This is a genomic window from Halorhodospira sp. 9628, from assembly GCF_022228075.1.
Taxonomy (GTDB): Bacteria; Pseudomonadota; Gammaproteobacteria; order Nitrococcales; family Halorhodospiraceae; genus Halorhodospira; species Halorhodospira halophila_A.
Genome location: NZ_JAJNRF010000010.1, coordinates 17,352 through 40,632 on the forward strand (window position 1 = coordinate 17,352; position 23,281 = coordinate 40,632).

Consider the following 23,281-nt stretch of genomic DNA (forward strand, 5'->3'; position numbering starts at 1 on the left):
TTCGGGGCTACTGTCACTGCTACGATACAGGGCAAAAACTGGGGACGATAACGCTGTGCGCAGACGCAAGAACGGACTCTTCGCCCTCTTTCTGGTCGCCGTCGTTGGTATCACCGCAGCTCTCTACCTGCGCGCCCATCCCGACACGGTGCACTTCCGTGTCGCCGAGTGGCTGGGCCAGCTGGATCGGACCGACACCGCCACCGAGCATCTGGGCCGGAGCATCGAGGCCGGGCTGAGCCACCCCGACCGACTCACGGAGGCAACCCTGACCCTGCTCGGGCGGGATCACACGGAGCCGGCCTTCGTTGGGGCCTGGCGTCTGCACGAGAACGACGTCCTGGACCCGGACATGCGTGCCGCCCTGGCGGGGCACTTCGACCGCCTCGGCGAGCCGGAGCGGGCGCTGGCACTCTACCAGGCCAACGGCAGCCTCTCCCCGGCCGGCATCCTGCATCACGCCTCGCTGCTGCGCCGAAGCGGGCAGGAAGAGGCGGCCATCGGGCGCTACCAGGATCTGCTGCACAGCCTACCCACCGAGGACGTCGACACCCGTGCAAGGCGTGCCCCGGACGCCGAGACCACCGAGGCCCGGCTGGAGCTCGCCCGCCTGCTCGCCGAACGGGGCCGGCACGAGGAGGCGATCGGCGAGTATCGCCGGGTCCTCGACGACGAACCGAACCATCCCGCCGCCCGGCTCGGGCTGGCCCGCACCCTCTTCTGGGCGGGCGACATCGACGGGGCCGCCGCCGAGATCGGTCACCTGGAAACCGCCGAGCTGGAACCGCCGGACCGGCTCTTCCTGGCCGATCTGCAGCTCAGCCGGGGCGCCTATGAGGCCGCCATCGAACTCTACCGGGAGCAGCTCGACGCGCATCCCGGCGATGACGAGACCCGGTACAAGAAGGCTCTGGCGCTGGCCTGGTCAACCCGCTACGACGAGGCCATCGAGGCCTTCGACCAGCTCCTGGCGGCCCGCCCCGACGACCGGCAGCTGATGCGCCAGTTCGCTCAGGTCCTCACCTGGGCCGATCAGCCCGACCGGGCCATCAAGCTGCTGCAGCGAAGCCTGGAGGATTAGCGTGCCAGGTAGGATGCGAATCGCCGCCCTCGGCCTGGCCGGTACCGCGCTGATCCTCGCCACCGGGCTCTCCGGCGAGCGTGTCGGGGCGCAGCCACTGCCGGCCCCGGATCTGGCCGAAACCAGCCTGGTGGCGGCCCACGAGCACATCAGCGACCGCGACGCCCGTCAGCAGCTGGCACGGCTACTCTCCTGGCAGCCCGGACGGCGCGCCGAGGCGCTGACGCACTACCAGCGCCTGCTGCGGGAGACCCCGCAGGACCCAACACTGGTCTACGACACAGCGCAACTCCTGCATTGGATGGGGGATGACGCGACCGCCGCGGGCCTTCTGACCTCCCTCCCGGCGGGCGCGGAGCGCACGCGAGCGAGCCTCCTGCTGCAGGCCCGGGTGGAGCTCGCACTCGGGCGCAGCGGCCGGGCCCGGGTCCTGCTGGGGGCCCTCCGCCCCCTCCGGGGCCGCCCCGAACACCTGCTCTACGTCGCCACGCTGACCGCCTCCGGGGTGCTCCACGGCGCGGAAAACGCCCTGCGCGGGCTCCTCGACGAGACCCCCGGGGACCAGGAACTGCGGCGCCAGCTCGGTGACATCCTTCAGGCCCAGGGCCGGCCTTACGCCGCTGAGCACCACTACGCCCGCATCCTGGAGGCAGATCCCGGGAATGCCCGGGCATCGGCACGCCTCGAAGGGCTGGCCCACCGGGCGACACCCGGGCCGGCCGACGACCCGGAGCCGGAACCCCTGACTGCAGAGCCGCCGGCGGACCCGCGCAGCGGCCGGGATTACCTCAAGGTCGCTGAACACGCCGCGGCCCGCGGCGAACGCGAGGCCGCCGAGGCAGCCGCGCGCCGGGCCCTGAGGCTGGAGCCGGAACTGACCCGGGCGGGCTACCTGCTCGCCGATCAGCTCATCGCCCGCGGCGCCCTGGCCGAGGCCGAGGACCCCCTGGCCACCATCCTGCAGCGCTTCCCCGATGCCACCCAGGCCGGCCTGACCCGGGCCCGGCTGGCGTCCTGGCAGGGCGACTACGAGCGCGCCCTGGAACTCTACGACACCCTCGCCGAGGCCAACCCGACGGATCCGACCTTCGCCGTAGAGGCCGCGCGCGTGGCGGGCTGGGCCGGGGATCGAAAGCAGTCCAAGGAGCGCTACGCCGCCTTGCTGAACCGACTGCGTAGCACCCCGGACGCCGAGGACGAGGCCTCAGACCGTCCCGTGCTGGTTGCGCCTGCGCCCAGAAAGGCGCCGCTGCCAGCACCGGCCCACCCGGACTATCCGGCCCTCGCCGAGCACCGGGCCGTCCACCAGGAGGCCCACGCCAAGGCCCTGGTCCAGGACCGCCAGCCGCGGGCCGCCCTCGCCGTCCTCCAGCGTGCCGCACGCTTCCAGCCCCACAACCTGGAGACCGCCTTCGATCAGTCCGAGATCGAGTGCACCCTCGGCCTATGTGACGCCGAACGGGCCACCTACCGGCGCGTGCTCGAGATGGCACCGGGGCACGCCCAGGCCGGGCAGCGCCTGGCGCACCTGGAGCGCCGGCGCGGCCCGCGCGCCGGCGCCCACGCCGAGTACCGGAAGGAGGAGGACTGGCGGCTCGATGCCGGGGTGCCATCCGAGGCCCTGGACCCGCTACGACGGATGCGCAGCGAGCCCGCCGCCCTGTTGGAGGGACGATCCCATGGTGACTGAAAGCGCCCGAGCGGCCATGGACGCCCGGCGCGAACTGCGCCGCCCGGTCGAGTCCATCGCCCTGCCGTTCCTCGGCTCGCGCGGCGAGGCCCTGCAGCCCTTCCAGTACCTGCTGCACGACGTCAGCAGCGGCGGGCTGGGGATCTTCCTGCCCGACTGGCTGGCCAGCCGGGAGCGGCTTCGGGAGGGGGACCAAATCTTCTTCCACGTCCCCTTTCGTTTCGGCGAGCGCATCCTCAACCGCGGCTACGTCGCCTGGCAACGCTGGTCCGCCGAGGAGGGCGGTCAGTGGGCCGGGGCCACCCTGACCAGCGGCACGCCCCTGCCCTATCCGCTCTACATCGCCCTGGACGCACGTGAGATCCGCATCGACCTGGGCCGCTTCGAGACGTCCGAGGCGCTGGCGCAGCGGATCGTCCACGACTCGGTGCTGCTCAAACGCGGGGTGCTGATCTACCTGCGCCACCTCGAGGCGCTCTTCTCACGCGTCAGCGAACTGCGCGGCGGGGACTACCGCGTCTTCCGGGAGGAGATTATCGGCGACGTCCGCCAGCGGATCCTGCGCAGCGTGGCCTACCTCGAGCAGTTCGACCCGCAGAGCAACGATGATACGGCGCAGCCGCCATCGCCCATCATCGACGCCATCGACCTCGACGAGTTCCGCGCCGCCATGGAGCCAGAGCTGCCCCTGGAGCTGTTCAACCACGCCCTCGGCGCCGAGAGCACCCGCCTCTACCTCGAGTCGATCAAGAAGCTCGAGCACCGGCTCTACCTCAACCACAACGCCTACGTCATGATCTATATCGCCGGGCTGCAGCCGCAGAGCGGTCGGCCCGACGACGCCCCCTAGCCGGGCTGACCGGCGTGCCGGGCGGCGGCACGTACGGCCTCCTGCACCAGACCCGGTCCGCGGTAGATCATGCCGGTATAAAGCTGGACCAGATCGGCGCCCAGATCCAGGCGCCGGCTCACGTCCTCGCCGGAGCAGATCCCCCCGGCGGCGATCAGGGCCGTACGCCGCTCGCGCCGGGCCGCCACCTGCTCAAGGACGCGCTCAGCCTGCTCGCGCAACGGCGCCCCGCTGAGCCCGCCGCTCTCGCGGCCCCGGGGATCCCGGCCCACCCCGGGGCGCCCCAGCGTGGTATTGGTGGCCACGATGCCGTCCACCCGGCGCTCGAGCAGGATATCCAAGGTGGCATCCAGCTCCCCGGCATCCCAATCCGGGGCGATCTTGACCACCAGGGGCACCCGCTTGTCGTGGAATTCGGCCAGGCGCTTGCGCTCGGTCTGGAGGCGATCGAGGAGGTTGCGAAGCGCGCCCTCATGCTGCAGATCGCGCAGCCCCGGGGTGTTCGGCGAGCTGAGGTTGATTGCCACGTAGTCGGCCACCCCGTAGACCATTCCCAGCGCCAGGGCGTAGTCCTCTACGGCCCGCTCGGGGGGCGTATCCCGGTTCTTGCCGATATTGATACCGATCACACCACGGTGCTGCGAGACTTCGAGCCGGCGGGCGAGCGGCTCGGCGCCCTGATTATTGAAGCCCATGCGGTTGATCAGGGCCTCGTGCTCGGGGATCCGGAAGACCCGGGGGCGCGGATTGCCCGGCTGCGCGCGCGGGGTAACCGTCCCCAGCTCCAGGAAGCCAAAACCGAGCTTCTCGAGTACGTCCATGTACTCGCCGTCCTTGTCGAAGCCGGCGGCCAGACCGACCGGATTGGGGAAATCGATCCCCATCACGCGTCGGGGCACCGCGGGCAGGCCCCGCACCCCGGGCACAGCGGCGATACGCAGACCCAGGCGGGCGAGTCGCATGCTCACGCGGTGGGCTTGCTCGGGTTCGAGCCGGAATAGCAGACGGCGGATCAGGGCGTACATCGGACTCCTCGCAGCAGCGGTCGACCGGTTGGCGGCGCTATCTTACACTGCACGCAACGCCCTGTGAGGGGCCCCGTTCAGCCTGGAAGAATCGAGACCATGCCGCGCCCCCCCCGCTGGCCGATGCTCATGGCGGTGTGCCTGACCGCCCCCGTCCTCGCCGACGACTTCGAGCAGTGCGTCACCAACCTGCGCGCCGATCTCAAGGAGCAGGGCCGCGACGCCGCGGTGGTCGAGGAGACCTTCGCCGACGTCGAGCAGCTCGAGCGCATCCTCGAGCTCGACCGCGAGCAGCCGGAGTTCGTGCAGACCTTCCGCGAGTACCTGGACGCCCGGCTGACGGATCAGCGCATCGACCGCGGGGAGGCGATGATGGACGAGCACCGGGAACTGCTCTGGCGGATCCACGCCGACTTCGGCGTACCGCCGCGCTACCTCGTGGCGCTGTGGGGCATGGAGACCCACTACGGCAGCTACTTCGGTGAGGTGCCCATCATCGACGCCATGACCACCCTCGCCTGCGAGGGCCGCCGGGCGCGTTTCTTCTTCCACCAGCTCGACGCTACGCTGGCGCTCCTGGAGGATGGCAAGCTCGCGCGTGACGGCCTGCGCGGCTCCTGGGCCGGCGCCCTGGGGCACACGCAGTTCATGCCCACCACGCTGCGCGAGCACGCCGTGGACTACGACGGCTCCGGGCGCATCGATCTACGCGACAGCGTGGCCGATGCCCTCGCCTCCGGCGCCAACTACCTGCGGTCCATGGGCTGGCGCCCCGGCCTACGCTGGGGCCGCGAGGTCAGCCTGGCCGACGGCTTCAGCTTCGAGCACCTGGGCCTGGACGACCCCCAACCACTGGACGAATGGCAGCAGCTGGGCGTGCGTCGGGCCGACGGGTCCGACCTGCCGGAAAGCGACATCCCGGCCGCGCTGCTCCTGCCCATGGGGCGCAACGGCCCGGCGTTCCTGGTCTACGAGAACTTCCGCCGCATCATGGGCTGGAACGCCTCGGTCTCCTACGCCCTGTCTGTCGGCCTGCTCGCCGACCGGCTCGACGGCGCCCCGCCGCTGCGCGCGGACTTCCCCGACGAGCCGCCCCCGCGGCACAACGAACTGCGCCAGATCCAGGAAGTCCTCAACGAGCTGGGCTTCGACGCCGGCCCCGTCGACGGGCTCCTTGGCCCGCAGACCCGCGCGGCGCTGCGTGCCTATCAGCAGGATCGGGGGCTGCCGGCCGACGGCTACCCGGACCAGGCGATCCGCGACCGGCTCCTGGAAAAGGCGGATTGACCCCCGCTCACCCGTCGCGCCCGTCGGGGCCGAGCTCCTCGACCAGTGCGCGCAGGTAGGCGGCGATATCCCCCGACTCGTAGAGCCACTGTCCGTCGCCGCCGTCGGGGATGTAGAGGCAGGGCACCATGCGCTTGCCACCGTGCTCCTCGAGCTCGCGAGCGGCCTGGGGATCCTGGCCGATATCGCGGCGTTCCAGCTCGATGCCGAGGCTGCGCAGGGTCATGTTGACCCGCATGCAGAACGGGCACCATGACCGCTCATAGAGCACCAGCCCCGCCACCGCGCGGTCGATCCGACGCTGCAGGCGGCGCTGCTCGCTGGGGTCCGCTGCGGGGCGCTCGTCGCTCATGATCGTCGCTCCTCGATGGTTGTCGGGCTTCACATTCGCAGGATGTCATAGAATCGAAAAACCGCCCAGAGGCGGATTCTGCTAGCGTAGAAGGCATGCAAGAACCGACCGACCTCAAACAGCCCGAGCTCTACAACAACCGCCTGCTCAGCCTCCTCGAGTTCAACCGCCGGGTCCTGGAACAGGCCAGGGATCCGAGCGTACCGCTTCTCGAGCGGCTCAAGTTCCTGTGCATCCTCAGCACCAACATGGACGAGTTCTTCGAGATCCGCTTGGCCGGCGTCAAGCAGCGGGCGGAGCTCGGCTCGGTGCAGACCGAGGCCGACGGCCGCAGCCCCCAGGAGGTGCTGCGCGCCACCGGCTCAGTGGCCCACGAGATCGTCCACGAGCAGTACCGGGTGCTCAACGAGCAGCTGATCCCCGCGCTAGCCGAGCAGTCGATCCACTTCGTACGCCGCCAGGACTGGAGCGAGGCACAGCGCGACTGGCTGCGCCACTACTTCGAGACCGAGCTGCTGCCCATCCTCAGCCCCCTCGGCCTGGACCCGGCGCATCCGTTCCCCAAGGTGCTCAACAAGAGCCTCAACTTCATCGTCTCGCTCGAGGGCAAGGACGCCTTCGGTCGCAACACCGGCTACGCCATCGTTCAGGCGCCCCGCGCCCTGCCCCGGATCATCCAGCTGCCGGCGGCGGAGATCGACGGCGGCGGCCCGAATAACTTCGTTTTCCTCTCCTCGGTCATCCACGCCTTCGTCAACGACCTGTTCCCGGGCATGACGGTGCGCGGCTGCTACCAGTTCCGCGTCACCCGCAACGGCGATCTCTTCGTCGACGAGGAGGAGGTCGACGACCTGATGCGCGCGCTGGAGGGCGAGCTGCCGCAGCGCCGTTACGGCCAGGGCGTGCGCCTGGAGGTGGCAGCCAACTGCCCGGACGCCATGGCCGACTTCCTCCTCGAGGAGTTCGAACTCGGCCGCGACGACCTCTACCAGGTGGACGGCCCGGTGAACCTCAACCGCTTGATGGCCGTCTACGACCTGGTCGACCGCACCGACCTCAAGTACCCATCGTTCACACCGGGGCTGCCCGCGGTGCTGAGCACCGGGACCGACCTGTTCAAGGCCATCCGGCAGCGGGACATCCTCCTCCACCACCCCTTCCAATCCTTCCTGCCGGTGGTCGACCTGGTCCGCCAGGCCGCCCAGGACCCCAACGTCCTGGCCATCAAACAGACGCTCTACCGCACCGGCCCCGATTCGGCCATCGTCGACAATCTGGTCCGCGCCGCCCGCGCCGGCAAGGAGGTCACGGTGGTGGTGGAGCTGCGTGCGCGTTTCGACGAGCAGGACAACATCCGCCTGGCCAACCGCCTCCAGGAGGCCGGCGCGCACGTGGTCTACGGAGTAGTGGGCTACAAGACCCACGGCAAGATGATGCTCATCGTCCGGCGCGAGGGCGGCCGCCTGTGCAACTACGTGCACCTCGGCACCGGCAACTACCACTCGCGCACCGCACGGCTCTACACCGACTACGGCCTGCTGACCGCCGACCGGCGCATCGGCGAGGACGTGCGCAGCGTCTTCCTGCAACTGACCAGCCTGGGTCGGTTCAAGGATCTGCACCGCCTGCTCCAGGCCCCGTTCACCCTGCACGACGGCGTGCTCGCCCGCATCGAGCGCGAAGCCGAGCACGCCGCCGCAGGTCGCGGCGGACGGATCATCGCCAAGCTCAATGCCCTGACCGAGCCGCGCGCCATCCAGGCCCTTTACCGGGCCTCGCAGGCCGGGGTGGAGATCGACCTGATCGTCCGCGGCATGTGCGTCCTGCGCCCCGGGCTGCCCGGGGTCTCGGAGAACATCCGCGTGCGCTCGATCGTCGGCCGCTTCCTCGAGCACACCCGGGTCTTCTACTTCGAGAACGCCGGAACCCCGGAGATGTACGGCGCCAGCGCCGACTGGATGGATCGCAACTTCTTCCGCCGGGTGGAGACCGCCTTCCCCATCGACGACCGGGAGGCGCGTGAGCGCATCGGCAAGGACCTGGCCTACTACCTGGCGGATACCCAGCAGGCGTGGCTGCTCCAGGCGGACGGCTCCTACGTGCGCGCCCGGCCGGAGGGCGATGAAGAGACCCCGTTCAGTGCCCAACAGGCCCTGCTCGCCCACCTCGCCGAGGACGCCTAAACGTGGCCCGCGCGCCGGCGCCGCCCTAGCCGGCCGACTCGGCCAGCTCCAGGGTCATGCCGGCGCGCTCCAGGTAGCGCTGCTCCTGGGCCAGATCGGCCTGCAGCAGAGGATTGTCGGCCAACCACCCCGCCGGGAACCACAGGCGCATGCCGTCGCCCAGCGGCTCGACCCGTGGCTCGAGCACGCTGCCGTCGGCCCGGCCGCGGTGAAGCAGCACGGCCAGGCGCAGCACCACCGCCAGCCGCTTGCCGGTATCCAGCCACCGCTGCGGCAGGGCCTTCAGCTGCCCGCGGGCGAGCTTGCGGCGGTGGACCCGCACCAACAGGGCCAGCAGCTGCTGCTCCTGGCGGGAGAAGCCGGCCATGTCCGCATTGCGAAGGATGTAGGCGCCGTGCTTGTGGTACTGGGCGTGGGAGATGTCCAGGCCGATCTCGTGGAGCTGCGCGGCCCAGTCCAGGATGTCATGGTAGAAGCGATCGACCAGCCCCCAGCTAGGCGCCGCCTGCTCCAGCAGCGTGGCCGCCGTCGCCGCCACCCGGTCGGCCTGTCCCGACTCCACCGAGTAGCGCCGGCGCAGCGCCGCCACCGTGTTGGCCCGGGCGTCTTCGCTGTGCTGAAGCATGCCCAGCCGGCCCGCCAGGTCGTGCATCACCCCCTCGCGCATGGCGCCGTCGGCAACCTCCATGCGCTCGATGCCCAGCGCCTCGAAGACGGCGCACAGCGCCGCCAGCCCAGCCGGGAAGACCTGCCGGCGGTCGCCGGACAGGCCCAGCCACTCGCCCAGGACTTCCGCATCGCCGGCCTCCACCGCCAGCCGGCGCAGTCGGCCCAGCGCCTCGGCGGTGATCCACCCCGGCGGCGACCAGTCCCGGCTGGCGCAGGCGTCCGCCGCGGCGCGCACGGTCCCGGAGGCGCCTACCGCACCCTGCCAGGCCGGCGCCCGAAAGGCCCCCTCCACCGGCCCGAGTTCGAGGCGGGCCAGAACCCCCGCCTCCCGGAACCGCCGCTCGGTGATGCGACCGTCGGCGAAACAGCGCCCGGTCAGTGACACACAGCCGAGATGGACGCTCTCCATCTGCTCGGCCCGGGGACCGCGGCCCAGGATCAGCTCGGTGCTGCCCCCGCCGATGTCCACCACCAATCGGCGGTGCTCATCGAAACCGAGGCTGTGGGCCACCCCGAGGTAGATCAGACGCGCCTCCTCGTAGCCCGAGACCACCTCGATGGGGTGGCCCAGGGCGTGCTCGGCCTCCTGCATGAAATCGGCGGCATCGCGCGCGCGGCGCAGGGTGTTGGTACCCACCGCCCGCACCTGCTGCGCCTGCAGGCGGCGCAGCCGGTCTCCGAAGCGGGCCAGACACGCCAGGGCACGCTCCCGGGCGGCCTCGCTCAGACGCTTCTGCCCCTGCTCCAGCCCGGAGCCCAGGCGAACCGTCTCGCGCAGCCGGTCGATGACGCGCAGGGTACGGGTGGCCGGATCGATGCGCGCGACCACCATGTGGAAGCTGTTCGAACCCAGATCAACCGCCGCGATCACCTGCTCATCGTGCATCACTGCGCCACCTCCGACAGGTCGCTGAGTACCCGGGGAGGATAGTGACCGATCAACCGCGCCGCACCGGGGGCCGCCTCCTCGGGGAAGTCAAGCAGACAGACGGACGCCTTGGGGAAGGCGAGGAAGGAGACCGGCGAGCCGATCAGGGCGTGCCCGACCCAGCAGCCGAGATCGGGCTCGTGGCCCACCAGGGCCACCGGCGTCTCATCGATCCCGGCCAGCCACTGGAAGATGGCCGCGGGATCCCCGCCGGGGGCCAGCGCAGCCAGCTCGCGCCGGGCAGTAGACTCGGGGAAGGCGGCATCCAGGATGGCTGCGGTCTGCACGGCACGGGTCAGGGGGCTGTGCGCCACCAGCGGCAGGTGTTCGACCACCCGCCGCAGCCCCAGCGCCGCCCGACGCATGACCCGCTGCCCCTGATCCGAGACGCGGCGGGTCCGATCCCTGCTGTCGGGGGCCTGGTCGCGGGGTTCGGCAATGGCATGCCGAACCACCAGGACCGGACCCATGGAGACTCCCGTACGACTCAGGCCACCGACGAGGAGCGGTCGCCGCGCCCCACGTCGCGATCACCGGAGCCGACGCGCTCCGCCACCTCGCGCACGCCGGCGTCGCGGGCCATTTGCTCGAGGGTGATGCCGTTGAGGAAGTCGTAGATCTGCCGGCTCAGGTCGACCCACAGGTCGTGAGTCAGGCAGCGGTCGTCGTCGGCGCCTCCCTCACCAACGCTCTGCCCCTGGGCCGTGCCTTCATCCACTGCGGTGATGATCTGCGCCACCGAGATCTCGCCCGCCGGACGCGCCAGGCGGTAGCCGCCGCCGGGGCCGCGCACCCCGACGACCAGCCCGTCGCGACGCATGCGCGCGAACAGCTGCTCCAGGTACGACAGCGAGATGCCCTGGGTGTGGGAGATTTCCGCGAGGGTCACCGGCCCCTTCTCGCTGTTGAGGGCCAGCTCCATCATCGCAGTGACTGCGTAACGCCCTTTCGTCGACAAGCGCATAGCCAATTCCTTAACAAGATGGGGGGTATCTCTGGTTATAGCGGCCGGATTGCGTCCGGTCAAGGTCGATCCGTCGAACTCCCGGACTGCAGGCGAAATCCGTGCCCCTCGCCCAGGCTGAACCGCAGCCAGCGACTCAGGAACCGATTGCTGACCCAGCGCTGTTCCAGGCTGCCGGCCGGATCGCGCACCGTACGCCCGCCGGTGGCCATCACCTCGGCCACTCGGGCGTCGTGGTAGACCCGCACGGTCAGCTCCGGCAGCGATTCGGCCCCGCAGCCGGATGCGAAGCGGTGGGTCAGAAGGACGGTGGTGGTGTAGCGACTGCGTTCGAGCACCTCGAGACGAAGCGCCACGCCGTCCCGCGAGAAGGAAATCTCGCGCTCGGCATCCGCCCGTTCCAGATCGGGCACCAGGCGGCGCATGTAGATGTAGTTCGTCTCGTAGAGCTCCATGAGCGCCGCGAAGGTGCGCGGTTTCGCCTCAAGGGCTCGGTGCGTGGCGGAGGCTTCCTGAACCATGCGCGCGAGCATAACATGCCCCGCCGCGCAGCAAACCCATGGCCTAGACGCGCCGGGTCAGCGCGTGCTGATGGATCACCGTCGAAGAGATCTCCTCGATGGACATGGTGGTGATGTCCAGATAGGGGATCCCCTCGCGGCGGAACATCGCCTCGGCGCGCGCCACCTCGTACTCGCACTGGCGCAGCTCGGCGTAGCGGCTGTTGGGGCGACGCTCACTGCGGATCTGGTGCAGCCGGTCCGGGTCGATGGTCAGCCCGAAGAGCTTCTCGCGGTGCGAGACCAGCGCCCGGGGCAGCCGAGTGGCGATCAGGTCGTCGTCGGTGAGCGGGTAGTTGGCGGCGTAGACGCCGAACTGCAGCGCCAAATAGAGCGATGCCGGGGTCTTCCCGCTGCGCGAGACCCCCACCAGGATGACGTCGGCGCGGCCGTAGTGCTGATGGGTGGCGCCGTCGTCATGGTGCAGTGCGAAATTCATGGCATCGATCCGCACATCGTACGTGCTATCATCCGCGATTCCGTGCGACCGGCCGATGACATGGTTCGACGGCACCTCCAGCTCGCGTTCGAGCGGCGCGATGAAGGTGTCGAAGAAATCGAAGAGGACAATGTGCTCGCTCCCGCGCAGGACGGCGAGCACCTCCGGGTCGATGATGGTGGAGAAGACAATGGGCGGATGGTCATCCTCGGTGGATGCCGCCGTGATCCGGCGTAACGCCGCCCGTGCCCGCTCCACCGTTTCGACGAAGGGGATCGTGGCCTGCTCGGTGGTGACCGAGAACTGGGTCATCAGCGAGTGGCCGAGGGCCTCGGCCGTGATCCCGGTACGATCGGAGACAAAGAAAACCCTGCGCACATCAGTCATCGGTGGGTCGGTCCCGTTGCGGCCATGTGTCGGCGGGCCATATTAGACCAAGACCGCCGGCCGCGGCACGCAGCACCGCGAGCACGGCCATTGTGACGCTTCAGGGGAGCACAGCCTTGCAAGATTACGTAGTGGAGTTCGACGCCCTTGGCATGGGCGATGTTGACCAGGTAGGCGGCAAGAACGCCTCCCTCGGCGAGATGATCAGCAACCTCGCCAAGGCGGGCGTCCGTGTCCCGGGCGGGTTCGCCACCACGGCGAAGGCGTACTGGGAGTTCCTCGACGCCAACAACCTGCGCTCGGGGATCCGTGACGCGCTGGCGGGGCTGGATGTCGACGACGTCGAGCAGCTCGCCGCCACCGGCGCGAAGATCCGCCAGATGATCCTCGACGCGCCCCTGCCCGAGAGCCTCGACGCCGCCATCCGCGCCGGCTACGAGAAGCTCGAGTCGCAACACCCGGGCGAGGCCTCCTTCGCCGTGCGCTCCTCGGCCACCGCCGAGGACCTGCCGGATGCCTCCTTCGCCGGTCAGCAGGAGACCTTCCTCAACGTCCGCGGCCTGGACGGCATCCGCGAGGCCATCCACCACGTCTTCGCCTCTCTATTCACCGACCGCGCCATCGCCTATCGCGTCCACCACGGCTTCGACCACGAGCAGGTGGCCCTTTCGGCGGGCATCCAGCGCATGGTGCGCTCGGATATCGGCGCCTCCGGCGTGATGTTCACCATGGACACCGAGTCCGGCTTCCGTGAGGCCGTCTTCGTCACCGCCTCCTGGGGCCTGGGCGAGACGGTGGTCCAGGGCGCGGTCAACCCCGACGAGTTCTACGTCTACAAGCCCAACCTCGAGCAGAACCGCCCGGCCATCCTGCGCCGCAACCTCGGCGGCAAGGCGATCAAGATGGTCTACTCGGGCAGCACCGAGCACGGCAAGACCGTCGAGACCGTCGACGTCCCCGAGTCCGACCGCATGCGCTTCTGCCTCAACGACGCCGACATCGAGGATCTCGCCCGCCAGGCGGTGATCATCGAGAAGCACTACGGCCGCCCCATGGACATCGAGTGGGGCAAGGACGGCGAGGACGGGCAGCTCTACATCCTCCAGGCCCGCCCGGAGACGGTGAAAAGCCGGGACGGCGGCCAGGTGCTCGAGCGCTACCACCTCAAGGATCGCGGCCAGGTGCTGACCGAGGGTCGTGCCATCGGCCAGCGCATCGGCGCCGGCCCCACCCGCGTCGTCCAGGATGTCAGTGAGATCAACCGCGTCCAGGAAGGCGACGTGCTGGTCACCGACATGACCGACCCGGACTGGGAGCCGATCATGAAGCGCGCGGCGGCGATCGTCACCAACCGCGGTGGCCGCACCTGCCACGCCGCGATCATCGCCCGCGAGCTCGGCATCCCGGCAATCGTCGGCTGCGGCAATGCCACCGAGACCATCCCGGATAGCATCGACGCCACCGTCTCCTGCGCCGAGGGCGACACCGGCTACGTCTACGAGGGCAAGCAGGACTTCGAGGTCCGCGAGGTCTCCCTGTCCGACATGCCGGATCTGCCGTTCAAGATCATGATGAACGTCGGCAACCCGGACCGCGCCTTCGACTTCCAGTTCCTGCCCAACGAGGGCGTCGGCCTCGCCCGCGTGGAGTTCATCATCAACCGGATGATCGGCATCCACCCCCGGGCGCTGCTCGAGTTCGATCAGCAGGAGGAGTCGATCAAGCGGGTCATCCGCTCGCAGACGGCCGGCTACGAGAACCCCGAGGAGTTCTACGTGGACAAGCTCGCCGAGGGGGTCTCCATGCTCGGCGCCGCCTTCCACCCGAAGCCGGTGATCGTGCGCATGTCGGACTTCAAGTCCAACGAGTACGCCAACCTCATCGGTGGCGAGAAGTACGAGCCGCACGAAGAAAACCCGATGATCGGCTTCCGGGGCGCCTCGCGCTACATCAGCCCCGACTTCCAGGAGTGCTTCAAGCTCGAGTGCCGCGCCCTGCGCCGGGTCCGCGACGAGATGGGCCTGGACAACGTCTGGCTGATGGTGCCCTTCGTGCGCACCACCGCCGAGGCCGAGCAGGTCATCCGCCTGCTTGCCGAGAACGGCCTGGAGCGCGGCAAGGACGGCCTGAAGGTCATGATGATGTGCGAGCTGCCCTCTAACGCCGTGCTCGCCGACGAGTTCCTGGAGCACTTCGACGGCTTCTCGATCGGCTCCAACGACCTGACTCAGTTGACCCTTGGACTGGATCGTGACTCGGGTGTCATCGCCGATCAGTTCGACGAGCGCAACGAGGCGGTCAAGCGCATGCTCTCCATGGCCATCCAGGCCTGCCGCCGCCACGGCAAGTACGTCGGCATTTGCGGCCAGGGCCCGTCGGACTACCCCGACCTGGCCCAGTGGCTGATGGACGAGGGCATCGAGAGCGTCTCCCTGAACCCGGATACGGTCGTCGAGACCTGGCTGTATCTGGCGGGCAAGGAGCAGTAAGGCGCTGCTCCTCCCACGGACCGGGGGGCGGCGGCGCCCCTCCCCGGTCCGCCCTTCCCCACGGTTACCCGCTGCGATGCACTGCTACGGGCCGCCCTCGCGGACCGGCAGCTCCGGATCGTTGCCCCACTCCGACCAGGAGCCGGCGTAGGCGCGCACCCGCTGGTAGCCCAGCGCGCGCAGCACCACGTAGGTCAGGGATGAGCGGTGGTGGGTCTGGCAGTGCACCACCAGCTCCTGCCGCGGGTCGTCGATGCCGCGCTCGTGCAGCAGCTGCTGCACCTGCGGCGCCGGGCGCAGTAGCGGCGGATCCTCGGGATCCATCAGCGCCTGCCAGTCCAGGTGCACCGCCCCCGGGATGTGACCACCCCGGCGGGCGCGGACGTCGGTACCGGTGTATTCCCCCCGGGACCGGGCGTCGATGAGCGTCACCGATGGGTCGTCCAGGTGCGCCAGCACCCAGTCGCGGTCGACCAGGCACTCGGGATGGCGGATCTGCGCCGGGTAGCTGCACGACTGCGGTGCCACCGCGCCGCCTTCCACCGGCCCCTCCTCGGCGAGCCACCCCTGAAGACCACCGTTGAGCAACCCATGGCGGGGATGACCGAGTAGATCCAGCGTCCATAGCAGGCGGCTCGCCCGCCCCCCGCCGTCGGAGTCATAGGCAATGACCGTGACCGAGTCGTCGATCCCCACCGCGCCCAGGCGTTTGCCCAGGACCGCGGCGTCGGGGACCAGCCCCATCGCCGGCGGCTCGGCGCGCGTCAGGTGGCCGTAGGGCAGGTGCACCGCCCCCGGGATGTGCGTCTGCCGGTAGCGGCCGTCGTCGTCCCCGACATCCACCACGAGCACCGGTTCGCGCTCGCGCAGGGTCTGCAGATCGCCCGGATCGAGCAGCAGCATCCTCCCCTCCCGCCGGCGTCAGGCCGGCATGCGCAGGAACTCGCGCCGGTAGTGGCGCAGCTCGTTGATGGAGTCGCGTATATCGTCCAGGGCCAGGTGGTTGCCGGACTTGCGCACCCCGTCGGCCACCTCCGGCGCCCAGCGCCGGGCCAGTTCCTTGAGGGTGCTGACATCGATGTGGCGGTAGTGGAAGTAGGCCTCCAAATCCGGCATCCAGCGCGCCAGGAAACGGCGGTCCTGGCAGATGCTGTTACCGCACATCGGCGAGGTGCGCGGCGGCACGTGCTGCTTGAGGAATGCCAGCACCTGCGCCTCGGCCTCCGCCTCGGTCACCGTGCTGGCCCGCACCCGCTCGGTCAGCCCCGAGCGGCCGTGCTGTCGCGTGTTCCACTCGTCCATGCCATCGAGCAGGGATCGATCCTGGTGGATGGCCAGCACCGGCCCCTCGGCCAGCGTGTCGAGGTTGCTGTCGGTGACCACCACCGCGATCTCGATGATCCGGTCGCGACTCGGATCCAGACCGGTCATCTCAAGATCGATCCAGATCAGATTCCATTCAGAGAAACCCATACGTGTGCTCTCGCCTGCGCGTGAGTGGTTCAGTCTAGCATCGGCGCCGAGCCCGGGCGTCACCAGGTCTCCGGCTCGGCCGGGGGCTCCAGGTCGGGCATCTCCACCTCGGGGCCCGCCTCCTCCCCGTCGTCGTCCGGCGCCTCCTCGGCCTCGCCGTCGGCCTCCGCCGCCTCATCCTCATCGACCTCCGGGACCGTCTCCTCGACGTCGTCGAGCCCCTGCTCGATCCGCCGCTCCTCCGGGGTCAGCAGCTCCCGCGGCCGGCGCGGCAGGGCATCCAGGGCGTGCTCATCGGGGTCCATGCGCCGCTCGCGCTCGGCGATGCTCGCCACCGCCGCGCGGCTGAGCAGGACGACGGAGATGCGGCGGTTGATATCGGCCCGGGGGTCGTCCGGGTCGGCGGGGATGGTATCGGCGTAGCCGACCACCTGGCCGATGCGCCCCGCGGGCAGCCCCCCGTCGACCAGCGTCTGCCGAGCGGAATGGGCCCGGTCGGTGGACAGCGACCAGTTGTCGTAGTCGTCCCGGGCAAACGGCCGGGCGTCGGTGTGACCGGAGAGCGAGACCGGATTGGGCACCTCCTCGAGCACACCGGCCAGGGCACGGAGGATCTCCTCGGTGTGGTCCTTGGGGTCGGCGCTGCCGAGTTCGAACATCGGCCGACCGTCGTGGTCGACCAGCTGGATGCGCAGACCGTCGTCGGTGATATCGAGCATGATCTGATCGGCGTACTCGGCCAGGTCCGGGTCGTCCATCACCGCATCCTGGAAGCGCTCGGCCAGATCCTGCATCTCCTCGGCCCGAATGAACCCGCCCTCGCCCAGGGGCATGCCCTCCAGGTCGATGGGCGCGCGGCGCTCGCCCTCGAAGTCGATCACGTCGCGGGCCGCCGGCGGATGGGCCGCCTGCGGATCCCGGAAGTACTGGCCGATGCCCTTGCGCTGATCATCGTCCAGGGCGAGCAGCAGCCAAAGGACCAGGAAGATGGCGAACATCGCCGTCATGAAGTCGGCGAAGGCGATCTTCCACGAGCCGCCGTGGTGCTCCTCGCCGTGCTTCGCCACCTTCTTGATGACGACCGGGCGGGTCTTGTTCTCCTCGACCATGCCCCGGGGCTGCCCTTAAGCGTCCTGACTGCGGGCGGCCTGCATCTTCACATGCTCCTCGAGCTCGAAGAAGGTCGGTCGCTCCGCCTCGAACATCGCCTTGCGGCCGAACTCCACCGCCACCACCGGCTTGTAGCCGTTGAGCACGGCCAAAAGGGTCAGCTTGATGGTCTCCAGGAACTTGGTCTGCTCCTGCGCCCGGTGCTCCATGGCCTGGCCCAGCGGGCCGACGAAGGCGTAACCGGCGAAGATGCCGGTGAAGGTGCCGACCAGCGCCGAGGCCACCAACCCGCCGATGGTCATCACGTCCTCGTCCAAAGACCCGAGGGCGATGACCACGCCGAGCAGCGCGGCGATGATGCCGAATCCGGGCATGGCGTCGGCCACCTTGTTCACCGCGGCCGCCGGGTGCGACGCCTCCTTGTGGTGGGACTCGATCTCCACGTCCATGAGGTTCTCCATCTCGAAGGGGTTCATGTTGCCCCCCACCATGAGACGGAGGTAGTCGCAGAGGAACTCCAGGGCCACGTGGTCGTTGAGGATGCGCGGGTAGGACTTGAACAACTCGCTCTCGTGGGGGTTGTCCACATCGTCCTCGATGGAGAGCAGCCCGTCGCGCTGGGCGCGCTGGAAGATCTCGTAGAGCAGCGCGAGCAGATCCATGTAGTGCTCGCGCCCGTAGGGCGCTCCGCCGGGGATCTTGGGGATGGTGCTCAACACCCGCTTGATGACCTTCAGCGGATTGGCGATCAGGAAGCCGCCGATGGCCGCGCCGAAGATGATCAGGAACTCGTACGGCTGCCAGAGGATGGCCAGCGGGCCGCCGTGGGCGGTGTAGCCGACGATCACCGAGAAGAATGCGATGGCAGCGCCAATGATAACCAGCATGTGTGCCTGCCTGCCCCCCTGTGGCTGCTGGCTGGAGGATCCGTGGCCGCCAGTCTAACCGATCAACCCTGTCGGGGCAGCGCCCTTTCCATTCCCGGAGCCGTTCAGGGGCCCTACAATGACGCCATGAACAAGGATCCCGAATCCCCGCAGCGGCGTCTGGAGGACTGGGTTGCGGCCATCGGCGAGCCGCGGCTGCCGCGCCTGCCCCGGCACACGCTGGACTATGAGCTGCCGCCGCGCGATCTGGCCGCGCAGATCTACGTGGACCCGGCCCTGGTCCTCGGGCTGATCCGCGACGTCAATACCCACGCCTCGCGCCACCTGGACTCCGGCGTGCACAGCATGGAAGAGGCCGTGCTCCTGCGCGGGGTGCGCAACGTCCGCGCTGTGGCCGACGGGCTGCCCCGCGCCGAATCGGCCCTGACCCGGGCCAACTACCGCGGTTACCTGTTCACCTGCGAGCGGGCCATCCACGCCGCCTGCCAGGCCCGGCGCTGGGCGTGGCAGCTCGCCGATCTGCTGCCCAACGAGGTCTACACCGCCGCGATGCTGCGCCACAGCGCCGAGCTGGTCATGTGGAGCCACGACGAGGGCCGGGTGATGCGCACCATCCACGAGATGGCCCCGGAGCCCGCCTACGCCTCCGAGGCGGAGTACGTCGCCCTGGGCTTCTCCCTGGGGGAACTCAACCTGGCCCTGGCCCAGCAGTGGCAGCTGCCCGCCCTGGTGGCCGAATCCAGCGAGGCGCTGGCCGCCGACACGCGCTCGCCGCGCAGCTGGGCGGTGGGCCTGGCCACCCGGCTGGCCGCCCTGGCCCGCCAGGGGTGGCACCACCCGGAGATGCCGCCGCTGCTCGACGCCCTCGCCGAGCTACTCGAACTCGACGACGAGTCCACCCGGGCGGAGATCTCCGCCGGTGCCGCCGAGGCGGCCGAGCTGCTGCCCTGGAAGCCGGTGACCTTCGCCCCGCTGCTGGGCGAGACGGACGAGGACGAGCCGGAACAACCGGCTCGCGCGCCGATCAGCGAGACCTCCGACAACCCCTACCTCTCCGATGGCACCGCCAAGGGCGGCGTCTGTCTGGCGCCGCGTCGCGAGGTCTTCCAACGGGTGCGCCACGAGCTGGAGAACCGCGATTACGCGCGCTCCGAGGCGCAGATGCGCCGCCGCCAGGGCCGCGTCACGCCCCGCGACTGCATCCTCAACCTGGTGCTCACCGGTCTCTATGACGGCCTGGGGCTGAGCCGCGTGCTCTATGCGCAGATGCTCCCGGACGGGGAGACGCTGGCGGGCCAGTACGTGCTCGGCGCCGCCGGCGACCCCAACTTCCACCGCTTCCGGGTGGACCTCTCCCGCCCTTCCCTGCTCCAGGAGCTGATGGCCAAGCCCTCAGCGGTATGGCTGACCCCGCCGCGTTATCAGCGCGTCCAACACCGCGTGCCGGCGGCCCTGCACGCCCTGGCCGACGAGCGCTCGGCCTTTCTCGCCTCTTTCTTCGTGGGCGGCCGGCCGCAGGGCATGATCTACGCCGACCGCCACCGGATCGACAACGCCCTGGATGAGGCCAGCTTCAAGGCCATGCGGCGGCTCTGCGCCCTGGGAGCTCAGCGCCTGAGCGAGCTTTGATCCCGGCGCCGGCGGCTCAGCCCGGCGGCCAGGTCATCTGCCGGCCACCGAGCAGGTGCAGGTGCAGGTGGTGGATCTCCTGCCCGCCCTCGTCCTTGCAGTTGAAGACGGTGCGGTAGCCACGCTCGCTGAGGCCCTCCTGCTCGGCCAGGGTGCGGGCGGCGGTGAACATCTCGTTGAGCAGTTCGCCGTCGTCGGCGGTCAGATCGTGCAGCGTCGGCACGTGGCGCCGCGGGATGATCAGGATGTGGGTCGGCGCCTGGGGATGGAGATCCCGAAAGGCGATCACCTGCTCGCCGCTGTGGACGATATCCGCGGGGAGTTCCCCGGCGACGATCTTGCAGAAGATACAGTCGGTCATCGGTGCCTCCTTTTCCGGCCGATGCTCAGCCCTCGTAATCACGCCGCCCCATGAAAGCGTGAGAGAGGGTCCCCTGGTCCACCTGCTCCAGCGCGCCGCCCATGGGCACCCCGTGGGCGATGCGCGTGGTGCGCACCCCGCGCTCGGCGGCCAGGCTCTGGACGTAGTGGGCGGTGGCCTCGCCCTCGATGGTGGGATTGGTGGCGAGGATGATCTCTTCGACCTCGCCGGCATCCAGCCGCTGCTGCAGCCGATCCAGCCCGAGCTCTTCCGGGCCGATGCCGTCGAGCGGCGACAGCGCCCCGCCGAGGACGAAGTAGAGCCCCTGGAAATCCGTGGCCTGCTCGAGGGCAAAGACGTCGGCGCTGCTCTCGACCACGCAAAGCAGCGTACGACGGCGCTGCGGGCTGGCACAGAGCCCGCAGCGCTCTTCCTCGGTCAGCAGCCCGCAATCGGGGCAGTGGCCAACGCCCTCCACCGCCCCCTGCAGCGCAGCGGCAAGCTGCCGGGCGCCGTCACGGTCGCGCTGGAGCAGATGCAGCGCCATGCGCTGCGCCGTCTTGGCGCCCACTCCGGGCAGACGGCGCAGCCCCTCGACCAGCTCGCGCAGCCGCGGCGAGTAGACGCTCATCGGCTGCCGATCAGAACGGCAGCTTCATCCCCGGGGGCAGGCCCATGCCCTCGGCCATGCCGGACATGCGCTCCTGGCTCTCGCGCTGGACCTTCTGCACGGCGTCGTTGACCGCCGCCGCCACCAGGTCCTCGACCATCTCGCGGTCGTCCTCGAACAGCGAGGGGTCGATCTCGACCTTGCGCACCTCGTTGCGCCCGGTCATGGTCACCTTGACCATACCGGCCCCAGCCTCGCCGCTGACCTCCATGGCAGCGATCTCCTCCTGGGCCTTCTGCATGTCCTCCTGCAGCTGCTGGGCCTGCTTCATGATATTGCCGAGTCCGCCCTTCATCGCCTTCTACCTCGATGCTCGTCTTTACGGATGATTGCTCTCGCCATCGGCCGGCCGCACGCCGTGGAGCTGGCCGTCGAAGGCCTCGCACAGCCCCTGCAGTCCGGGGTCCGCGGCCAGGGCCCGCTCCGCGTCGGCCTGGCGCTCGCGGGTCTGCTGCCGTTCGGCCATCGCCGGCGTCCACCGGGTCGGGCCGATGTCGATGCGCAGGGTGATCGCCTCGCCGAAGACCCGCCCCAGCGCCGTCTGCAGCCGCTCGCGCCGCTCGGCATTGTTCAGGTATTCGTGGCTTTCGTCCAGCCGCAGGATAACACGCTCCCCCTCGCGGCCGACCCACTCGCACTGTCCGGCAAGCATGCGCAGCGGCCCGTCGAGCTCGCCGACGATCCGCGTCCAGCGCGCCGCGCCCTCCTCGTCGTCGCTGGCCGGCTGCGGAACCGCCTCCGCACCTTCAGCCGGGGGCGGCGCCGACGCCGGAGCCCCGTCCCGGGGCGCGGCCGCACCCGACCCCGTTCCCGAGGGCGGCGCGTTCGCCAAAGACGGGCCGGCCCCACCGCCGGCCGCCGCCCCACCACTGCCCGCTGGTACGCTGACCCGCGGCGCCGTCTCGGCGGGGCGGAAGGCGTGCATGCGCAGCAGGGCCATCTCGAAGCCGGTGGCCGGGTCCGGTGCGTAGGGCAGATCGCGGCGGGCATTGACGCCGATCTGGTAGTAGAGCTGCAGATCCTCGGCATCGATGCGCTCGGCCAGCGCCAGCAGCCGATCGCGTTCGGGCTCGTCCTCGCCGATGGCCGAGGGCACCTGCTGCGCCAGGGCCAGGCTGTGCACCGTGGCCACCAGCTCGGCCAGGGCCTCGTCGAAGTCCGCCGCCGCCTCGGCCATCTGCCGGGCAGCACCGATCAGTGCCGCGCCATCGTCATCGGCCAGGGCAGTGAGCACCGCCAGCACGTGGTCGCGCTCGATGGCGCCGAGCATCGCCGCGACCTCGTCGTCCCGGGCCGCCCCCTCGCCAAAGGCCAGCGCCTGGTCGAGCAGGCTCAGGGCGTCGCGCAGGCTGCCGTCGGCGGCGCGGGCCAGGCGAGCGGCGGCGCCGGACTCCACCGTCACGCCCTCTTCTTCAGCCAGCCCCAGCAGCCGATCGCGGATCAGGGTGCTGGAGAGACGGCGCAGGTGGAACTGCAGGCAGCGCGAAAGGACGGTGACCGGCAGCTTCTGCGGATCTGTGGTGGCCAGCAGGAACTTCACGTGGTCCGGGGGCTCCTCCAGCGTCTTCAACAGCGCGTTGAAGCTGTGGCTGGAGAGCATGTGGACCTCGTCGATGAGGTAGATCTTGAACCGCCCGCGGGTGGGCGCGTACTGGACGTTGTCCAGCAGCTCGCGGGTATCTTCGACCTTGGTCCGCGAGGCGGCGTCGACTTCGATCAGGTCGACGAAGCGCCCGGCGTCCAGCTCGCGGCAGCTGTCACAGGTGCCGCAGGGCTCGGCGGTGATGCCCTGCTCGCAGTTCAGGCACTTGGCGAGGATGCGCGCCACGGTGGTCTTGCCGACCCCGCGGGTGCCGCTAAACAGGTAGGCGTGGTGGAGACGGCCATCGGCCAGGGCGTTGGCCAGCGCGCGCAGGACGTGCTCCTGGCCGGCCACCTCTTCGAAGCGGCGTGGCCGCCACTTGCGCGCAAGGGCTTGGTAGGTCATGCCGACGGCGGCTCCGGTTGGGTGGAGGCAGCCACACCAGCCACACCCCGGCGCCCGAGGATCGCTGCTGCCGCTGCTCCCTTCCGGGCCTGACGGGGTTCACAGCGACTCGTCGCGGGGGGACCGGTGCAGCCACCATCGCCTGGCGGAGAGGGAGGGATTCGAACCCTCGGTACCTTTCGGTACACGCGCTTTCCAGGCGCGCTCCTTCGACCGCTCGGACACCTCTCCTGAGTCGCCAATCGCCGTGACGATTGGAA

Annotated in this window: 22 protein-coding genes, 1 tRNA gene and 1 other RNA gene; 7 read left to right on the top strand and 17 right to left on the bottom strand. The window is 69.8% G+C overall.

Annotated features, from left to right (window positions below; translation table 11 throughout):
* The first annotated feature begins 55 nt into the window (after positions 1-55).
* The 3 genes from LRG10_RS10160 to LRG10_RS10170 are packed head-to-tail and all read left to right on the top strand — an operon-like array spanning position 56 to position 3,621.
* Positions 56-1,081: a tetratricopeptide repeat protein gene (locus tag LRG10_RS10160; protein WP_238635510.1), complete on the top strand. Its 1,026-nt coding sequence runs from the start codon at positions 56-58 to the stop codon at positions 1,079-1,081.
* 1 nt (position 1,082) lies between these two features.
* A complete protein-coding gene (locus LRG10_RS10165) occupies positions 1,083-2,771 on the top strand; it encodes a tetratricopeptide repeat protein (RefSeq protein ID WP_238635511.1) in 1,689 nt (562 codons plus the stop codon).
* Entirely contained in the window at positions 2,761-3,621 is an 861-nt protein-coding gene (locus LRG10_RS10170; protein WP_238635512.1) for a PilZ domain-containing protein, read from the top strand. The genes LRG10_RS10165 and LRG10_RS10170 overlap by 11 nt, the downstream gene beginning before the upstream one ends.
* Here LRG10_RS10170 and LRG10_RS10175 read toward each other — a convergent pair.
* Positions 3,618-4,646: a quinone-dependent dihydroorotate dehydrogenase gene (locus LRG10_RS10175; RefSeq protein WP_201167932.1), complete on the bottom strand. Its 1,029-nt coding sequence runs from the start codon at positions 4,644-4,646 to the stop codon at positions 3,618-3,620. The genes LRG10_RS10170 and LRG10_RS10175 overlap by 4 nt on opposite strands.
* Before the next feature lie 99 nt (positions 4,647-4,745).
* Here LRG10_RS10175 and LRG10_RS10180 point away from each other — a divergent pair, with 99 nt between their 5' ends.
* Positions 4,746-5,933: a lytic murein transglycosylase gene (locus tag LRG10_RS10180; RefSeq protein WP_238635513.1), complete on the top strand. Its 1,188-nt coding sequence runs from the start codon at positions 4,746-4,748 to the stop codon at positions 5,931-5,933.
* 7 nt (positions 5,934-5,940) lie between these two features.
* Here LRG10_RS10180 and LRG10_RS10185 read toward each other — a convergent pair whose 3' ends face one another.
* On the bottom strand, positions 5,941-6,285 hold the full coding sequence (locus LRG10_RS10185) for a glutaredoxin (protein WP_238635514.1): 345 nt from the start codon (positions 6,283-6,285) through the stop codon (positions 5,941-5,943).
* Positions 6,286-6,380: 95 nt separating this feature from the next.
* Between LRG10_RS10185 and ppk1 the strand changes: the two genes are divergently transcribed.
* Entirely contained in the window at positions 6,381-8,468 is a 2,088-nt protein-coding gene (gene ppk1 / locus LRG10_RS10190; RefSeq protein ID WP_238635515.1) for a polyphosphate kinase 1, read from the top strand.
* A 25-nt stretch (positions 8,469-8,493) separates the two neighbouring features.
* Here the strand turns inward: ppk1 and LRG10_RS10195 are convergent, their stop codons facing one another.
* The 5 genes from LRG10_RS10195 to LRG10_RS10215 are packed head-to-tail and all read right to left on the bottom strand — an operon-like array spanning position 8,494 to position 12,415.
* Complete coding sequence (locus LRG10_RS10195; RefSeq protein WP_201167944.1) at positions 8,494-10,023, bottom strand: Ppx/GppA phosphatase family protein; 1,530 nt, start codon at positions 10,021-10,023, stop codon at positions 8,494-8,496.
* A complete protein-coding gene (locus LRG10_RS10200) occupies positions 10,023-10,535 on the bottom strand; it encodes a histidine phosphatase family protein (protein WP_238635516.1) in 513 nt (170 codons plus the stop codon). The genes LRG10_RS10195 and LRG10_RS10200 overlap by 1 nt, the downstream gene beginning before the upstream one ends.
* 17 nt (positions 10,536-10,552) lie before the next feature.
* Positions 10,553-11,029 carry an Rrf2 family transcriptional regulator gene (locus tag LRG10_RS10205; protein WP_201167950.1) on the bottom strand — a complete coding sequence of 159 codons (477 nt, stop codon included), beginning with the start codon at positions 11,027-11,029 and terminating at the stop codon, positions 10,553-10,555.
* Between the two features lie 59 nt (positions 11,030-11,088).
* Positions 11,089-11,562, bottom strand: a complete 474-nt coding sequence (locus LRG10_RS10210) for a DUF1249 domain-containing protein (RefSeq protein ID WP_201167952.1) — start codon at positions 11,560-11,562, stop codon at positions 11,089-11,091.
* 31 nt (positions 11,563-11,593) lie between these two features.
* Positions 11,594-12,415, bottom strand: coding sequence for a pyruvate, water dikinase regulatory protein (locus tag LRG10_RS10215; RefSeq protein WP_201167954.1), 822 nt, complete (start codon positions 12,413-12,415; stop codon positions 11,594-11,596).
* 116 nt (positions 12,416-12,531) lie between these two features.
* Here LRG10_RS10215 and ppsA point away from each other — a divergent pair, with 116 nt between their 5' ends.
* Entirely contained in the window at positions 12,532-14,904 is a 2,373-nt protein-coding gene (gene ppsA / locus LRG10_RS10220; RefSeq protein ID WP_201167956.1) for a phosphoenolpyruvate synthase, read from the top strand.
* Positions 14,905-14,988: 84 nt separating this feature from the next.
* Here ppsA and LRG10_RS10225 read toward each other — a convergent pair whose 3' ends face one another.
* Genes LRG10_RS10225 through motA form a run of 4 tightly spaced genes read right to left on the bottom strand, consistent with a single transcriptional unit; the run spans position 14,989 to position 18,374 of the window.
* On the bottom strand, positions 14,989-15,807 hold the full coding sequence (locus LRG10_RS10225; RefSeq protein ID WP_201242886.1) for a sulfurtransferase: 819 nt from the start codon (positions 15,805-15,807) through the stop codon (positions 14,989-14,991).
* 18 nt (positions 15,808-15,825) lie between these two features.
* Positions 15,826-16,377: an oligoribonuclease gene (gene orn / locus LRG10_RS10230; protein ID WP_201242885.1), complete on the bottom strand. Its 552-nt coding sequence runs from the start codon at positions 16,375-16,377 to the stop codon at positions 15,826-15,828.
* A gap of 59 nt (positions 16,378-16,436) precedes the next feature.
* The gene (locus LRG10_RS10235; RefSeq protein ID WP_201167961.1) at positions 16,437-17,486 is read right to left on the bottom strand and encodes a flagellar motor protein MotB; all 1,050 of its coding nucleotides are present in this window, start codon (positions 17,484-17,486) and stop codon (positions 16,437-16,439) included.
* A gap of 15 nt (positions 17,487-17,501) precedes the next feature.
* The gene (gene motA / locus LRG10_RS10240) at positions 17,502-18,374 is read right to left on the bottom strand and encodes a flagellar motor stator protein MotA (protein ID WP_201167964.1); all 873 of its coding nucleotides are present in this window, start codon (positions 18,372-18,374) and stop codon (positions 17,502-17,504) included.
* A gap of 126 nt (positions 18,375-18,500) precedes the next feature.
* On the opposite strand from motA, the gene LRG10_RS10245 reads away from it, so the two are divergent.
* Complete coding sequence (locus tag LRG10_RS10245; protein ID WP_238635517.1) at positions 18,501-20,003, top strand: HDOD domain-containing protein; 1,503 nt, start codon at positions 18,501-18,503, stop codon at positions 20,001-20,003.
* Between the two features lie 16 nt (positions 20,004-20,019).
* Here LRG10_RS10245 and LRG10_RS10250 read toward each other — a convergent pair whose 3' ends face one another.
* The 6 genes from LRG10_RS10250 to LRG10_RS10275 all read right to left on the bottom strand — a co-directional run bounded on the left by LRG10_RS10250 (position 20,020) and on the right by LRG10_RS10275 (position 23,252).
* Entirely contained in the window at positions 20,020-20,364 is a 345-nt protein-coding gene (locus LRG10_RS10250; RefSeq protein ID WP_238633086.1) for a histidine triad nucleotide-binding protein, read from the bottom strand.
* 25 nt (positions 20,365-20,389) lie between these two features.
* Positions 20,390-20,995, bottom strand: coding sequence for a recombination mediator RecR (gene recR / locus LRG10_RS10255; RefSeq protein WP_201242879.1), 606 nt, complete (start codon positions 20,993-20,995; stop codon positions 20,390-20,392).
* 10 nt (positions 20,996-21,005) lie between these two features.
* On the bottom strand, positions 21,006-21,329 hold the full coding sequence (locus tag LRG10_RS10260; RefSeq protein WP_201167975.1) for a YbaB/EbfC family nucleoid-associated protein: 324 nt from the start codon (positions 21,327-21,329) through the stop codon (positions 21,006-21,008).
* A gap of 24 nt (positions 21,330-21,353) precedes the next feature.
* Entirely contained in the window at positions 21,354-23,021 is a 1,668-nt protein-coding gene (gene dnaX / locus LRG10_RS10265; protein WP_238635518.1) for a DNA polymerase III subunit gamma/tau, read from the bottom strand.
* A gap of 31 nt (positions 23,022-23,052) precedes the next feature.
* An RNA gene (gene ffs / locus LRG10_RS10270) (signal recognition particle sRNA small type) lies at positions 23,053-23,150 on the bottom strand.
* A 14-nt stretch (positions 23,151-23,164) separates the two neighbouring features.
* Positions 23,165-23,252 (bottom strand) — tRNA-Ser (locus LRG10_RS10275).
* Between the last annotated feature and the right edge of the window lie 29 nt (positions 23,253-23,281).